We start from the raw sequence: 15,369 nt of genomic DNA, 5'->3' as shown, positions 1-15,369 counted from the left end.
CCGGTGAAGCCTATTCCTTCACAAAGTTCATGACCGCTTCAATAAAAGCTTCTGGCTGATCGGCCTGTACCCAATGACTGGCTCCGGCGATGGTCTCCACGCGAGCTTGCGGAAAAATGCGGAAAATTTCTTTTTCATCCTCTTCGGTGATGTACGAAGAAAGTTCTCCACGAACAAACAGAACTGGTTTCGATACGGGATGAATGCCACTGAGTTCACTACCCACGGTTTCAATTTCCCGCGTGATAACGGGCAGGTTCAGTCGCCAGGTAAAACCTCCTTCATCGGCACGGGCCAGGTTTTTAAGGACAAAAGCCCGGGTACCCGGGTGGTCTTCGTACTGGGTGAAAAAGGTTTCGGCGTCCTGACGGTTTTTGAGGGTAGCCAAAGGCATCAGGTTCATTCCCTTCAGAATCCCCGTATGGTGGACGGGATAAAACCGCGGAGCAATATCAACCACCACCATCTTATCCAATAGCTCCGGATAGTTCAGAGCAAACTGCATAACCGTTTTTCCGCCCATGGAATGGCCAATCAGTAGAGGATCGGTGAGTTGCTGATCCTGAATGAATTCGTGCAAATCTTCCGCCATTTCCTGGTAGCCAAAGTCATCACTCCAGGGAGAGCGGCCGTGATTGCGTTGATCGAGCATGAATACCCGAAAGCCTTTTTCAGCAATCTGCTTGCCTACGGTCAGCCAGTTGTCGGCCGAGCCAAATACGCCGTGTAAAATCACGATGGCCGGGCCGCTTTCGCCCGCTTGCCGAAAAAATAATTTCATAAGCAACTATGGTCTTTTCCGGAATTTAACGTCATCATTCCGGGTTAGCTATACAACTTTTGCGGACAAAGTTATCCACCCGACGTCAATCCTTCGTAAACTTGCCGAGGATTACCGTATTCAGGGCTAAAAAATACTGACCTCGAAAGTACCCCAGGCGGTTGTCTCTGAATACCGATCACCACACATGAGTCTTTCCATACAACAAATACAGGCTCCCATCAATGCTGAAATGAAGGCATTTGAGGGAAAATTTCGAGAGTTCATGAAAAGCGACGTCATGTTGCTCGATCAGATCATGAACTACATTGTTCGGCGAAAAGGGAAACAAATTCGGCCCATGTTCGTCTTTCTGGCGGCGGGTACCTGCGGGACGATCAACGAATCGACGTACCGGGGAGCTTCGCTGATTGAACTCATTCATACCGCAACGCTGGTACACGACGACGTGGTGGATGATTCGAATTACCGCCGGGGATTCTTTTCGGTCAATGCTCTCTGGAAGAATAAAATTGCCGTGCTCGTGGGGGATTACCTGTTGTCGCGGAGCCTGTTTCTGGCCGTGGATAACGAAGATTTCGATTTCCTCAAACTCATCAACCGCTCGGTGAAGGAGATGTCGGAAGGGGAGTTGATGCAGATTGAAAAAGCTCGCCGGCTGGACATTACTGAAGAAGTGTACTTCGAAATTATCCGTCAGAAAACGGCAACCCTGATTGCGGCCTGCTGTGCGGTGGGAGCCCGGTCGGTGCAACAAACCAAGGAAATGGTGGAGCGAATGCGGCTATTTGGCGAAAAAGTGGGAATTGCCTTTCAAATCAAAGACGACCTTTTTGATTACGGCGATGCTGAAATTGGTAAGCCCGTTGGGATCGATATTAAGGAAAAGAAAATGACGTTGCCGTTGATCTACGCCCTGAATCGGGCCGACTGGCTGACGAAACGGCGGATTATCAATACCATTAAAAACGATTCGGAGAACCCGAAAAAAGTAGGAGAGGTCATTGATTTCGTCAAAAGCTCCGGCGGCATCGAGTACGCCACGCAGGTCATGCAACGCTACGTGAACGAAGCCCTGACCATCCTGAGCGAGTTTCCGGCGAACATCTACCGGGAATCGCTCCAGAATCTGGTTCAGTTTACCATCGAACGTACCAAATAAAAAAAGGCTTATCCGATCACGGGTAAGCCTTTTAAATTACACGATGGGGTTAATTTGGGACGAAAGTGATTTCGGGAATACCGATGACAAAATTCTTTTTCATGGTTACGGGAAATACTGAAGCCGTGGAATTATTGGGAACGATCCGTTCACCTTCACTATGAAAGAGAATGCTTCCCTGGACAAAAGGCATAAAATCAGTCGTACCTTTTTTGTGAACGTAGTACTTCTTGGCTACACCCATCGAAAGGTTGTTGATACTAACGACGTATTTCTTCGTGGCATCCGTAATTTCCAGCGGATCGATGGGGATTAAAACCAGCTTTTCGGGGGCATCGACTTCTACAGCTTTCTGGCGTAGGACACTCTGGTCGGCTGCATCCCAGAGCGTAACGGTGTACGTACCAACTTCGGGCATCTTGGCTCCCACCTGCGTGATTTTTCCGGGAACCGAAGCACTGAAGTAAATGCCAACTTCCCAGCGGCCATTATTGAATTGTTCTGACGTCACGTCCGTACCTTTCACAAACGTAGAGATCGGGTTCTCCTGGGGCTTGGTGTCTTCGCCTTTGTCCTTACAGCCAAGCAGAAGAGCGAAGGAGAGAGCGACTAAAAAAAGAGATCGGGTTTTCATTGGTTATCGGAGCTTTAAGAAGGTTGATGGGACAAAGCTCCGAAGGATGGCCTCGCGACGAAATACCACATTTCAGGGAGCCCCTTACCCATTACAGGTAAAATCATTGTTAAAATTTCCTGAGCTCATGATAGTACTATTCTTTTGACCGTATCTTTCGACGACAATCACCCATAAATCTATCTACAATCATGATCAAACGTAATGCTACAGCTGTTTGGAAAGGCAGCGGAAAAGAAGGTTCAGGAGCGTTGACGACCGCTAGTACGGTACTCGACAGCACTCAGTATTCATTCAATACGCGTTTTGCGGATGGCAAGGGTACGAACCCTGAAGAACTCATCGCGGCAGCTCACGCGGGCTGTTTCGCCATGAAACTGAGCTTCGATTTGAACGAAGCAGGTTTTACGGCCGATGAAATCAACGCGAAAGCCACCGTGGTACTCGATCCTTCCAAAGGCGAAGTCACAGAAAGCAATATCGTTCTGACGGCAAAAATCCCAAATATCACCGAAGAACAATTCCAGGAAATTGCGGCTGGAGCGAAAGCGAATTGTCCCATTTCGAAGTTACTGAAGGCGTCCATTTCACTGGAAGCTTCATTGGCTTAAATACAAATTATTGCACGGAAACGGGATAACTCCTTGCGTGAGTTATCCCGTTTTATTTTCAGCCTCAGGTGCTGTATCTTCGAAGAGGATTTTGTGTTTTCGAATTTTATTTAGGTATGCCCATTAGTAAAGAATTAAAAGCGGCCATTCTGGGCCTCACGCGGGAGGAAAAAGACAAACTACTACTGCGGCTCATCAATAAACACAAAGACTTACAGGAACAGCTTATTTTTCAATTGCTGGAAGATGGCCAAACGTTGCCAGAACGACGCGACGATCTGCGTAACAAGATGGATCGTTTCTACAAACTCGACCCGGATTCGTCGGGTTGGTTAATGACGGATATGCGGCGACTGCACGCCGAAATCACCTATCACGTGAAGATTACCAAGGATAAGTACGGGGAAGTGGAATTGGTACTGTATCTGCTGAATGAATGCTTTGAAAAGCAGTTGCCGTATGTGCAAAAGTACACGTCCAAAACCGATGGCCTGGCCGAATACATCGCCAAGCGGACGGAAGCTATACTGAAGAAACTGACGAAGCTGCACCCCGATATTCAGTTCGAGTTTCTGGAAGATGTCAATCACCTGCTCGAACGGGTGTATGCTTACGCTCCGGCACCCTATGCCAAGCAGTTAGGGTTACCGAAGCGTATGGATATTCGTTAAAGGATAGGATCGGTGTCCTTCTTGCGTTTCCGATGCTGATAGCGGTCGTAGACGTACTGAATGATGCCGTCTTTCAGTCCTAGGTCCGGTACCAGGATTTCCGTCGCTCCTGACCAACGCATGGCCGACAGATAGATCTCGGAAGCCGGTACAATCACGTCCGCCCGGTCGGGGTTGAGCTGGAGCTTATTAATACGATCTTCCAGCGAGTAAGAGCCGATGTATTTCTGAATCCGTTCCAGTTCTTTGATGTCCATGCTGGATTCGGTGACGCGGGTCTTGGCCAGATTGAACAGCTTATTGATGTTTCCACCCGTACCAATCGCCCGGATACTCGCCTGTTTGGGGCCAATGTGGTCCTGAATCCAGCGTTGCATTTTCTCCCAGTCGGATTTCTGCTCTTTCCCTTCCAGTAAGCGTACGGAGCCGATTTTAAACGAACGGCTCGCCACTTTCTGCCGGTTCACGTACAGGTTCAGCTCGCTCGATCCGCCGCCCACATCCACGTGCAGGTAATTGGTATCCGTATCCAGGGACTGAACCACGACGTTGTTGATCAGTTCGGCTTCTTTCGCTCCTTCGATGATGTGAATTTTCATATCGAGCTGCCCTTCAATGCGTGTGACAATGTCACTGGCATTGGAAGCCTCCCGCATGGCTGAAGTTGCACAAATCAGGTAATCTTTACACTCATGCAGTTCAATCAGGAGTTTGAATGAATGAAGCATTTTATACAGGCGAACCTCGCCTTCGGCACTGATCGAACCCGTCGTAAATACGTCCATTCCCAGGCGTAGAGGAAAGCGGACATATTCTACTTTTTTGAAGGTCAGTACGCCCTCGTTTTCCAGTACTTTGGAGATTTGCAGACGGGCGGCGTTAGAGCCAATGTCGATCGCTGCTAGTTTCATACGGAGATGGTTTCAGGGATTATTAATAGCGTTCAATTAAGTAGCGTCGTTCGCAGGCCTGTAATCGGGTAGCTGGGTTTAGAAATTCACCGTTCAGCGTCGATAAATGGAAATGCGGATTGGACCGGATCTGAGCCATTTTCACGCCCGCCTGCCGAAGTTCAGCCAGGCCCGTCGAATCGGTTAGTATCCAGCGGGTCTCGGGTATTTTACCTTCGGGTAGCGGCGGATGTAACTTTTTAGTATAAAAGTCGAACGTATAACTGTAAATCCGATAGAAACTGAACGAATCCCGAACGGCCGGATCAGCAGTACGGGCAAACTCGTATCCCGAATCATAGCGGAACAGGTACGGATAGGCGTTGGCACTCAGCGACATAAAAGTAATGGAAATCCCCGCCAGCGATACTGCCACCAGACGGGCAAAAACCGGCGATTGACGAATGCTCAGATATAAAAGAAATCCTGCCACAGCCAGAGCAACCAGTTGATTGATGATTCCAGGAATGGGCGTAATCACCGTATTCAGGTAAATTGTAATCCCCATCATGAGCGTAACTACTACCGCCTGCACGATCATCAGCGAACGAATAGTTTTCTCGGAACTGGACAACAACTGCCCACTCAGTTGAATTGCCAGATACGGGTACAGCAGATTCAGGTAATGCGGTAATTTGTACTGAGCCATCGAGAGAATCAGCATCATCGAGACGATAATTCCCAACGTGAGTACTTCTTTCTGAGCTTTGAAATTTCGTATTGCCCGAAAGAGCGACCAATAGATTAGAAAGGCCCAGGGCAGACACGACCACAGGAGGGTATGGAAAAAGAAGAAGTAGTCGTTGGAGCCGGAACTTCCCCAGGCTTCACCCTGAAAACGTTCAACGCTTTGCCCCAAAAGAATGAACTTGATACCTGAAAGGCCCGTCATGCCACGGATGACTTTCTCGGGATGTAAATCGAATTGCAGATAGTAGCAGTACAGAATCGGACTGATAAAGACCAGAAACGAAAAACCGATAAAGACCCAGCTCCACTGAAAAATGGCCTTCCAGTTGCGTTCGTACAGCAACTGAAATCCTAACGCCATCAGCGGCATCACCAGGCCAATTCCTCCTTTGGTCGCAAAACCCAGAGCCAGCCCCAGAGCCGAACCCAGGGCATATTTGCGTTTGCCTTCGCGAACAAAGGCCAGTAACATCCAGACGGAAAACACCATACAGGCCGTCAGCAGAGCATCCATCCGTACGTCCTGATTGGATAGAAACTGAGCGTAGCAGGAGGCGTAAATCAAAGCAGCCAGTCGGCCTACCGCCTCCGAATACAGGAGTTTACCCAACCGAAAAGCCGAGTAAAAACCCACGATGGAAGCCAGCATGGAGGGAAACTTATACGCAAAAGTATTAATGCCAAACGTTTTGAAGGACAAGGCACTCAGCCAGAAAAGCAGGTGCGGTTTATCCAGGTAATCCCGGCCCCGGTCAATGAGGCTAACCCAGTCATTGGTCTCCACCATGTGCAGGGCAATCAGGGCGTGGTGAGCCGGGTCGGTATCAAATAGGGGAACGAATAAACCAATGATATAGACGGCGGCCAGAGCCAGCCACATAATCCAGTAGATCGGACTAAATAAAAAACGTTCAGCGTGCATGCATTCAAAGAGGTAGAACTGTCCCGAAGGTAGGGATGCCAAAAATAAGGCAGGAATTCAATTAATCACGCGTTTCGGGCCGCTCGGGTAACGTGATAAAGGCACCCAGCGAAGAACTAAGGGCGTTGATAAAGAAAAAGAGTAGACTAGCGAGTACTGCCTGGTCGGACTGAATGGGCAGGTGCTCCGCCGCCGTCAAAAAGACAAATTCCCGAACGCCAATGCCACCCACGGTCAGGGGAAGTACGGAGGCGATGGAGGAAACCAGAAAAACCAGTCCGTATTCCAGTGAATGATCCGTCACACCGATGGATCGCAGTAAGAGCAGAATGACGATTACCTGCGTGGACTGCACACCCAGCGAGAGCGAAAACGCAGCAGGAAACACGGGTACGAATTTCCGAAAGAATAAATGGTATACGCCCCAGCCGCCCGCTCCCACGAGCAGAGCCAGCCCCGACAGCCAGCCGTACGGTAAGCCAAACTGGCTCATCAGCCAGCTACTCGAACCACCCAGCAGGGCAATCAGAAAGGTAATGGCCAGCATGCCGCTGCCCCGGTCCAGCAATAGTACCGAAAGAATGAGTCGGTAATCGGTTTGGTGACGGGTACGCAACAGCCAGGCTTTGTAGCCATCGCCGCCAATGCCCCCCGGTAAAAACAGATTGAAAAACATCGAGCGATAGTACAATCTCAACAGGAAGGAGAAGGGTTCGGACAGCGGAACCGCTTTCAGATGTTGCTGAAAACGACTGGTACTCAACAGCTGGGAAACGTTATACAGCACCAGAGCAACCAAAATCCAGCCCCACTGGGCCCGGCGGAGTAACGGCCAGATTCGCTCCCAGTCCATTTGATACGCCAGCCATCCCAAAGCCAGGCTCGTAAGCAACAGCTTCAGGATGGTTTTGACGGCGGGTGATAACTTACTCAAGGGTAGAAACGGGGGAAGAGGCCGAATACAATTCACGAACGAGATAGGTAGACTTCGTACCCGATTCGTAGTACGTTCGCATCATGATTTCAGCCATGAAACCGAAGGTAATGATTTGTAAACCAGCCAGTAGTGTTACGACAGCTACCGTCAGCAAAGGACGTGTACCGATGTCTTCGCCGGTCAGTTTTACGCCCAGCAGATACAGACTGATCAACGCTCCAAACAAAAACGTCAGAATGCCGATGGGGCCGAACAAGTGCATGGGTCGGCGGAAATACTTCTGGAAAAAGACCATCAGTAACAGATCGGACATGACTTTGAAAGTACGGCCCAGGCCGTACTTCGACTTGCCAAATTGCCGGGCGTGGTGACGTACCGGCATTTCCGTCATCTTGGCTCCCTGCATAGCGGCCAGTACCGGAATGAAGCGGTGTAGTTCACCGTATAGTCCCAGGTGTTGGGCAATTTGCCGACGGAAAATTTTCAGCGTACAGCCGTAATCATGAAGGTATACACCCGTCATTTTACGAATCATGGCATTGGCGATCTTGCTGGGAACTTTCCGTAACAACATGCCGTCCTGCCGTTTGGCCCGTACCCCGGCAACAACGTCCCAGCCTTCCCGCTGTAATTTTTCGAGCATGATGGGAATATCGGCGGGATCGTTTTGTAAATCACCGTCCAGCGTAACAATATACGGAGCTTTGGCCTCCGCAATACCCGCCGACATGGCCGTCGTCTGGCCGTAGTTGCGGTTTAGTACGACCAGTCGTACGCGATCATCCGCGTACTGTTTGATTCGGGCAATGGTGGCATCGGTAGAGCCGTCGTCCACCAGAATCAATTCATAATCCAGACCCTGCATGGCCTCGCGTACGCGTTGCAGCAGGGGTTGTATGTTGTCTTCTTCGTTTAAAAGGGTAATCACCAGGGAAAGAAGCGGTGCCGTTTGCATGCAATCAATGAGTTAAGTGGGGAAGGGACGTTTTCCAGCGAACAAATTCTTTCAGCCCTTCCTCCAGGGTTACCACGGGCTGATAGCCCAGTAACTCCTGCGATTTGTTGAGGTCTGCGTAGGTTTGCGAAACATCGCCGGGTTGCTCTTCCCGGTATTCGTAAATCGCCTCCCGACCCAACGCTACTTCGAGGGAAGCGACCAGTTTCCGGAGGGTAACGGGTTTGCCCGAAGCGAGGTTAAACGTTTCGAAACCCGGCTTTTCGTAAGCCATGGCCTGCTCAATGCCCGTTACGATGTCGCTGACGTGTGTGTAATCACGACGCGTACTGCCGTCTCCGTAGAGCGTAATAGGTTTGGCTTCCAGAATGAGTTCGGCAAATTTATGAATGGCCAGATCGGGTCGCTGCCGGGATCCATATACGGTGAAAAAGCGAAGAGCCAGAAACTGGATGCCGTGCAAATGAGCGTAGGTACGGCCCAGCATTTCCCCCGAAATTTTGGAGGAAGCGTAGGGGCTGATCGGCAATAAGTTCGTATCGGATTCTTTCCAGGGAACGTTCGGATTCTGACCGTATACGCTGGACGAAGAGGCAAAAATAAACTTCTGAATGGATAAATGCCGGGCCACTTCCAGCAGCGAAAGCGTCCCCATGACATTCGATTCGTAGTACGGACGCGTAGACTCGATACTTTTACGAACGCCCGCTTTAGCCGCCAGATGAATAATGGCCTCGAAGGTTTGCCCTTTCAACACGTCGAGCAAATACTCCTGCTGACTAATATCGGCCTCGATAAACTGAAAGTTCGGATGTTCAAGCAGACCTTTCAGATTCTCACGTTTCTGGGATACCGGGTAAAAATCATCGAAGTTATCAATGCAGGTAACGGCCACACCGGGCTGCGAAAGCAACCGTTCGGCGAGGTGACTACCGATAAAACCTGCCCCTCCGGTGATAAGGTATTGTTTTATAGTTTTCATGGATTTCATGATCACTCTTTCTAGGCAATGTGTAGCAACGGTATTACCGCCTGGTAATCAGAAAGGGTGCGAAGTTACGATTGTTTGGCGGGCTATAAACGTTTTATAGCTACTAAATTGGACAAAACCTTTAAAAGAGCCTTGTTTTTAGGCGAAAAAATGGGACCAATACGGGAAACGCTTACAAAGAACGCGGTAACGGAGACGGCGTTTTTCGAAACAAAATGGTCGTAGGTGTTTCAAAAAGATCCCGCTTTCGGGTTAGTTCTTTCAGTTGGGAAAAGGTCGATAATTCGGGCAGAAATTCCGTCCGTGAAATAACGACTACAGAACCTTCCGCCCGTAAAACTTCCGCCAACGCTTCCGGTGTATTCACTACATCCACCGATCGATTCAGGTAAAAAACATACGCCGGATTGAACTGCTTATAAGCGATGACTTTTTCTTCCGGATTGATCGAACTAATGGTTTGATTAACCGGGTTCTCGCGATCAATGATCGGGTAGGCCAGCTGGAAAAACAGTACGGCGGTCACTACAAACGATCCCGCCAATGCCAGCATCGTACGGCTGAATTCGCCGTGCCGGAATCGGCACCAGGCCGCTGCCGCTCCGAGGGGAAAGGTCAGAAAGATAATCGCCCAGCCCGCCAGGTGTGACACCACCGGATCAAGCCGTAAACCCAGATAAAAGGCTATGGGGAGTAAAGCTGCCAGTACGCCGTAAGTAATGAGCGAAGGCCGCAGTTTTTTCCAGGCCATTTCCTGATCAAGCACCGAATCCAGAAAGGCCGCGATCAGTACCGCCACGAAGGGATAACTCGGAACGGTATAGTTGAAAAGCTTCGTCCCCGAAAAGCTGAAAAATCCAATAACAACGATGGCGATACTAAGTCCCAAAGCCAGTACTGGTACTTCCTTACGGTGTTTCCAGGCCCGTACGAAGGCCTGCGGAATAAAGATCGAAAAAGGTAATAGTCCAATCAATACGTATAAGGGGGTAATCAGGAAAAATCCGCCATGCCCTTCCATGGGGGCTTGAAAGCGTTCGAGGTTGTGCTTTAGAAAAAATCCTTCGGTCCAGGCACCCGAGGTAGCTTCGTGTACACGCAGGTACCAGGGTAAGGCCAGGAGCAGCGTCCAGACTAAGCCAGGTACTAACCCTAATCGAAACGCTTTTCTGAAAGTCCCCTGAAAAAGCAGAAACAGGCCAATCGCTGTAAAGATGAGTACCAGAGCCACGGGTCCTTTGGCCAGTACACCCATGCCCAGCGACGTATAGAAAATCGCCAGATTGAGCGTTTTTTGCCGTTGCTGGTACCAGCCGTAGAACGATACCCAGGCCAGGGTCAGGAAAAAAACGAGGTACGGATCGGGTACGGCCATGCGAAACTGGACCCCAACGTGCAGGGAAGCCAGTAATACTAACGCTGAAATCCAGGCGACCCGGGGATTGAAGTTACGCCAGGCAAAAGCGAAAATCAGCAGAATGGTACCCATGCCGCAAAGGATGGAACCCAGCCGGGCCGAAAATTCACTAACGCCAAACAGAGCGTAGCTCCCCATCATCACCCAGTAGTGCAGGGGCGGTTTATCGGTGCGAAGCTGTCCGTTGAAGGTGGGTACGACCCAATCCTGTCGTTCGTACATCTCGCGAGCACACTCGGCGTTCTTTGCTTCGTCGAGGGAATACAACATGAGTTGTGAAGTTCCCAGCGAAAAAAACAGGAAAATGAACAGCCCGAGTAGTAACAGAGATTCGGATCGTGTTAACGATTTCATAGCTGTAAACCCGTGCAGCCTAGGCTGCCAGTCCAGAACATATTATCGCAAAGTAGCCGAAAGAGCCGTCGCTGGAAGCGGGATGGGAGCACTTCGAAACGCATTGATCAAATCACCTACGGTATCGATGCTACGCAGCGAAGGTTCGGAGAGTTCCTGACCCGTTAGGTATTCAAGCTCGTTGGTGAGTTCACACAACTCCTGGTAAGTCAGACCGTAGTCTTTTTTGAAGGAATGATTCAGGCGAACGGAAGAATAGACATAGAAGCTTTTTTTCAGCAGCTTCTTCAAAGCAGAAATAAGAGGATTCACGGATGTTTTCATGGTCTTTAATGGGAAAATACTCGACGAAAATGGCGGCTGCCATCTCAAAGAAATCAGGGGGCCTTTGGGGCTGGTCCGCTACTGCCCTGGGCAGCGGACGGACAAAACAGGGGAACTCTAGGGGTATGTATAACTGAGTAATACGCGTGAGGTTACGTTAAAAAAGATTTCGGGGGTTACTGCAGGCCTTTCACCAGGATCGTTAATAGTAAATCAATTTTGGCATCCAGGTCGGTATCGGAAAAAAACAAATCAAACTCTAAACCACGGAAAGCGGAAACTACCACGTAAGCCAGAAAAGGAAGATTCGACTGGATCGATTCATTAAATTCCTGATGATCGACGCCGAATTGCAATATTTCTACAAACAGATCGATTTCCCGTTGGCTAAACTGAATCCGGCAGGATTCCATCATGTCGCGACTGCACGGTAATTCCGTCGAAAGGATCCGGTACAGGTTCAGTTTGTTATGTAAAGCTTTTACCTTGGTTTTGATGACTACTTCTATTTTGGTACGAGCCGATTGCTGTTGCTGGCAGGCCGCCACCATCGAATCAAAAACTTCGTTGATTTCTTTATTGATGACCGAAACGAAAATATCCTCTTTGCTGGAAAAGTAGTAATAGAGCGTGCTTTTACCCTTACCCATCGCTTTGGCGATATCTTCCATCGTGGTCTTGGTTAACCCGTACTGCTGAAAGATTTTCTGTGCCGCCTGGATAATGGCTTCTTTGATCTGTTCGTCTTTTACCAGTGTTCCTGTCATTTCGACTAAAATCGTTTTTCGGTCCAAAGGTAATTGGAAGCCGCACATAATTGTCCTCACCCAGCCAAATAAATATTAACTTATTTTTAACAGTACGTTAGGTTTCAGATAACGTGAGGGAATGGGATGAAACGGGCGGCTGAGTCGCTTTACTGCAATAGAGCCTTCAGGGACGTAATAGGTTGGGAGGGTGGGCGAATAAACAAAAAGTCCTGCCGGTTCGGGCAGGACTTTTGATAAATGCGGTAAAATGAAGCTTAAACGGACATGATGTCAGTTTCCTTCGCGGTAAAGACCTGATCAATTTTTATAATGTACTGATCCGTCAGTTTCTGAACGCGTTCTTCACCCTGTTTTACTTCATCTTCGGAGACGCCTTCTTTCGTCAGTTTTTTGATGCTGTTGTTGGCATCCTGACGGGCGTTGCGAATATTGATTTTAGCCGTTTCGATTTCTGCTTTTACGCGTTTTACCAGGTCACGGCGGCGTTCTTCCGTTAGGGGAGGAATGCTGATGCGAAGTACTTCACCGTCATTCGCCGGTGAAAAACCGAGGTTTGAATTGCGAATGGCCCGGTCGATATCGTTTACCATCTTCCTTTCGAAAGGCTTTACGCTAATGGTACGGGCGTCGGGCGTCGTGATCGAGGCTACGTTTTGTAGCGGACTCGGCACGCCGTAGTATTCGACCATGACACCTTCGAGCATGGCAGGCGATGCTTTTCCAGCCCGGATTTTACTTAATTCAATGTTCAGGTGCTTGATAGCCCCTTCCATTGTTTCTTTCGCAGCTTCGAGATAAAACTCTATTTCGTCCATTGCGGAGATAATAAGTGTGAAGTTTAATGTGGTTTGAATGGTTTGAAAGGATTGAAACGTTGGATCGAGCCGATCGGGAATCAAACGATTTCAAACGGGATCAAACCTGATAACTTACCGATTCATTAGGAAATAAGTGTACCCACTTCGTGACCCATCACCAGGTTTAGCAGGTTTCCGGGCTTGTTCATGTCGAATACAACGATCGGTAATTTGTTTTCCCGGCAAAGAGCAAAAGCAGCCAGATCCATCACTTTGAGATCTTTGGCGATGACTTCGTCGAACGAAACACTGGTGTACCGGGTTGCTGTTGGATCTTTTTCGGGATCTGCCGTATAGACGCCATCCACGCGAGTACCTTTCAGAACCACATCGGCTTTGGTTTCAATGGCCCTGAGGCTGGCCGCTGAGTCGGTCGTAAAGTAAGGGTTACCGGTACCCGCACCAAAAATAACGATCCGGCCTTTCTCCAGGTGACGCATCGCCCGGCGACGAATAAGCGGTTCGCAGATTTGCTCCATTTTCACCGCTGACATCAATCGCGTAAAGAGCCCTTCTTTCTCGAGGGCTGCCTGAACAGCCATCCCGTTGATTACGGTGGCGAGCATGCCCATGTAATCGCCCTGTACCCGATCCAGACCGGTTGCTTCGAGTTCTTTCCCCCGGAAAATATTTCCGCCTCCTACCACGATCGCTACCTGAACACCGAGATCTGCAACGCGTTTTACTTCTTTGGCATACTGTTCGAGAATGGAAGAATCGATGATTTTATCCGATTTCTTTTCCCCGCTGAGAGCCTCTCCACTTAGTTTCAGTAAAATTCGCTTGTACTTCGGCGTTTCCATATAGGCAGTTTTTGGGTCGCTAAGTTAAGGCGACGGCTGGGAGAATGGCAACTGCCCGAAGACTTTTCTTTGAGGAAAACCGAAAGACGGACTGGATTTTATAGTGGTTATCAGGCCTTTCCGAACAGAAATTTGTCGAGGCGAAGGGTAAGAAACTGACTTTATTTTAGCCTGAGCACAGTGTATTGTAAAAGGACATATTTGGAAGAGGTGTCTTAGTAGCTACGATGCTACCTAAAAAACTTTCCCCGCATTTCATACGGGGCTAAGTACATGGAACCCCTGCGGGGTTAGTAGTCTACCAACCCCGCAGGGGTTCCATGTACTTAGCCATGGGTACCACCCATGGACATCCTGAAAAACAAGAAGTTGATTTGTTGAAAAGAAATATAATTTGTAAAACTATCAACTATCAACTATCAACTATCAACTATCAACTATCAACTATCAACTATCAACTATCAACTATCAACTATCAACTCCCTTTGGCTTAGTCGTAGCATTAACCAGATATACCCCAATCAGAATAATCCCCATGCCAATGAAATGCTGAAACTGTACCTGTTCGTGGTCAAGTACACCCCAGGCCACAGCAATGATGGGAATCAGGTAGGTAACGGAACTGACAAATACCGGTCCGGTCATCTGTAACAACTGATTATAGAAAATCATGGCAATGCCCGAGCCGACCAGACCCAGCGTTACCGCCGCGGCAAACGACCAACCCGCTCCTTCCATACTAAAGCGGGCCACAAAATCGGTTTGCAGCAGAAAGGCCATGGCAATCGGAGCGATGGTAACGAAGGTGAGTCCCGTCAGGATGAAGGGTTTTACGCCCGAAAGATGGGTTTTTAACAAGTGCGGGTTGATACCGTACAGGATCGTGGCCAATATAACCAGCAACGAGTACGAATTAAACGAAAGACTTCCCTGGGTACCACTGAGTGTAATGAGAATACAGCCCATGAGCCCTAAAGCCAGGCCAATTAATTGTCGTTTATTGATTTTCTGCCTGAAAAAGAGTACGCCAATAATCAGTACAAACAGCGGCGTAAAGGCATTCAGGATGCCGACCAGTGAGCTGTTCATGTGCATGACCGCGTAGGAAAACAGGTACGCCGGCAAAAAACTGCCGACCATCCCGCAAACAAATCCCCAGAACCACTGACGAAGCGTGGGCAGGTTATTGATCTGTGAGAGTAAGATGGGTACAAAAAAAGCTCCGGCCGCCAGCAGACGGAACGAAGCAATCTGTACGCCGGAAAACGTATGCAGGGCCTGTTTCATCAAAATGAAGGAACTGCCCCAGGTAAGAGCAAGTCCCATCAGGATGATCCAGGCCATGGCTGGAGTAGATTTCTGATTCATACATGGGGGAAGAAAGGGATGGTTGTTCGTTGCTGGTTTTTAGTGATTGACTTCTTATGAATCCAACCCTAAACAACCTGGCACAAACGCCAACCAGAAAAGTAGCGGTTGCTAGTTAGTAGTTCCTGGTTACTAGTAAATCCAACCCTACCACTCCTCCCCAATGCCTAAC

16 protein-coding genes are annotated in these 15,369 nt (G+C 49.0%); 3 read left to right on the top strand and 13 right to left on the bottom strand.

The window, feature by feature from the left end; genetic code table 11:
• Window positions 1–10: 10 nt before the first annotated feature.
• Complete coding sequence (locus BWI97_RS06995) at window positions 11–781, bottom strand: alpha/beta fold hydrolase (protein WP_102200495.1); 771 nt, start codon at window positions 779–781, stop codon at window positions 11–13.
• Between the two features lie 187 nt (window positions 782–968).
• On the opposite strand from BWI97_RS06995, the gene BWI97_RS06990 reads away from it, so the two are divergent.
• Window positions 969–1,943 carry a polyprenyl synthetase family protein gene (locus BWI97_RS06990; protein WP_094810994.1) on the top strand — a complete coding sequence of 325 codons (975 nt, stop codon included), beginning with the start codon at window positions 969–971 and terminating at the stop codon, window positions 1,941–1,943.
• 49 nt (window positions 1,944–1,992) lie between these two features.
• Here BWI97_RS06990 and BWI97_RS06985 read toward each other — a convergent pair whose 3' ends face one another.
• Entirely contained in the window at window positions 1,993–2,577 is a 585-nt protein-coding gene (locus tag BWI97_RS06985; RefSeq protein ID WP_102200494.1) for a DUF4082 domain-containing protein, read from the bottom strand.
• A gap of 188 nt (window positions 2,578–2,765) precedes the next feature.
• Here BWI97_RS06985 and BWI97_RS06980 point away from each other — a divergent pair, with 188 nt between their 5' ends.
• Both BWI97_RS06980 and BWI97_RS06975 read left to right on the top strand, forming a co-directional pair.
• Window positions 2,766–3,188 carry an OsmC family protein gene (locus tag BWI97_RS06980; RefSeq protein WP_369826551.1) on the top strand — a complete coding sequence of 141 codons (423 nt, stop codon included), beginning with the start codon at window positions 2,766–2,768 and terminating at the stop codon, window positions 3,186–3,188.
• Window positions 3,189–3,304: 116 nt separating this feature from the next.
• On the top strand, window positions 3,305–3,859 hold the full coding sequence (locus BWI97_RS06975; RefSeq protein WP_102200493.1) for a hypothetical protein: 555 nt from the start codon (window positions 3,305–3,307) through the stop codon (window positions 3,857–3,859).
• On the opposite strand, the gene BWI97_RS06970 is transcribed toward BWI97_RS06975, so the two are convergent.
• From BWI97_RS06970 to BWI97_RS06915, 11 genes are all read right to left on the bottom strand, one after another.
• Entirely contained in the window at window positions 3,856–4,770 is a 915-nt protein-coding gene (locus BWI97_RS06970) for a Ppx/GppA phosphatase family protein (RefSeq protein ID WP_102200492.1), read from the bottom strand. The two genes, BWI97_RS06975 and BWI97_RS06970, sit on opposite strands and share 4 nt — an antisense overlap.
• Window positions 4,771–4,792: 22 nt before the next feature.
• Window positions 4,793–6,421 carry a glycosyltransferase family 39 protein gene (locus tag BWI97_RS06965; RefSeq protein ID WP_102200491.1) on the bottom strand — a complete coding sequence of 543 codons (1,629 nt, stop codon included), beginning with the start codon at window positions 6,419–6,421 and terminating at the stop codon, window positions 4,793–4,795.
• Window positions 6,422–6,482: 61 nt separating this feature from the next.
• On the bottom strand, window positions 6,483–7,355 hold the full coding sequence (locus BWI97_RS06960; protein ID WP_146010887.1) for a lysylphosphatidylglycerol synthase transmembrane domain-containing protein: 873 nt from the start codon (window positions 7,353–7,355) through the stop codon (window positions 6,483–6,485).
• Window positions 7,348–8,313 carry a glycosyltransferase family 2 protein gene (locus BWI97_RS06955; RefSeq protein ID WP_094811006.1) on the bottom strand — a complete coding sequence of 322 codons (966 nt, stop codon included), beginning with the start codon at window positions 8,311–8,313 and terminating at the stop codon, window positions 7,348–7,350. Before BWI97_RS06955 ends, BWI97_RS06960 begins: the two co-directional genes overlap by 8 nt.
• A 4-nt stretch (window positions 8,314–8,317) precedes the next feature.
• Window positions 8,318–9,295: a GDP-mannose 4,6-dehydratase gene (locus tag BWI97_RS06950; protein WP_233207773.1), complete on the bottom strand. Its 978-nt coding sequence runs from the start codon at window positions 9,293–9,295 to the stop codon at window positions 8,318–8,320.
• 181 nt (window positions 9,296–9,476) lie between these two features.
• Window positions 9,477–11,075 (bottom strand): glycosyltransferase family 39 protein, encoded by a 1,599-nt coding sequence (locus BWI97_RS06945; protein ID WP_102200489.1) that lies wholly within the window; start codon window positions 11,073–11,075, stop codon window positions 9,477–9,479.
• A gap of 42 nt (window positions 11,076–11,117) precedes the next feature.
• Window positions 11,118–11,399: a hypothetical protein gene (locus tag BWI97_RS06940; protein ID WP_094811010.1), complete on the bottom strand. Its 282-nt coding sequence runs from the start codon at window positions 11,397–11,399 to the stop codon at window positions 11,118–11,120.
• 176 nt (window positions 11,400–11,575) lie between these two features.
• Complete coding sequence (locus BWI97_RS06935) at window positions 11,576–12,166, bottom strand: TetR/AcrR family transcriptional regulator (protein WP_158242704.1); 591 nt, start codon at window positions 12,164–12,166, stop codon at window positions 11,576–11,578.
• A gap of 257 nt (window positions 12,167–12,423) precedes the next feature.
• A complete protein-coding gene (gene frr / locus BWI97_RS06930) occupies window positions 12,424–12,984 on the bottom strand; it encodes a ribosome recycling factor (RefSeq protein ID WP_094811014.1) in 561 nt (186 codons plus the stop codon).
• Window positions 12,985–13,109: 125 nt separating this feature from the next.
• On the bottom strand, window positions 13,110–13,829 hold the full coding sequence (gene pyrH, locus BWI97_RS06925) for a UMP kinase (protein WP_094811016.1): 720 nt from the start codon (window positions 13,827–13,829) through the stop codon (window positions 13,110–13,112).
• Window positions 13,830–14,297: 468 nt separating this feature from the next.
• The gene (locus tag BWI97_RS06915; protein ID WP_094815302.1) at window positions 14,298–15,197 is read right to left on the bottom strand and encodes a DMT family transporter; all 900 of its coding nucleotides are present in this window, start codon (window positions 15,195–15,197) and stop codon (window positions 14,298–14,300) included.
• Between the last annotated feature and the right edge of the window lie 172 nt (window positions 15,198–15,369).

This window comes from Siphonobacter sp. BAB-5405 (genome assembly GCF_002872335.1).
Lineage (GTDB): Bacteria > Bacteroidota > Bacteroidia > Cytophagales > Spirosomataceae > Siphonobacter.
The sequence above is the reverse complement of the archived record's forward strand: the minus strand, read 5'-3'. Positions and strand labels throughout refer to the sequence as shown.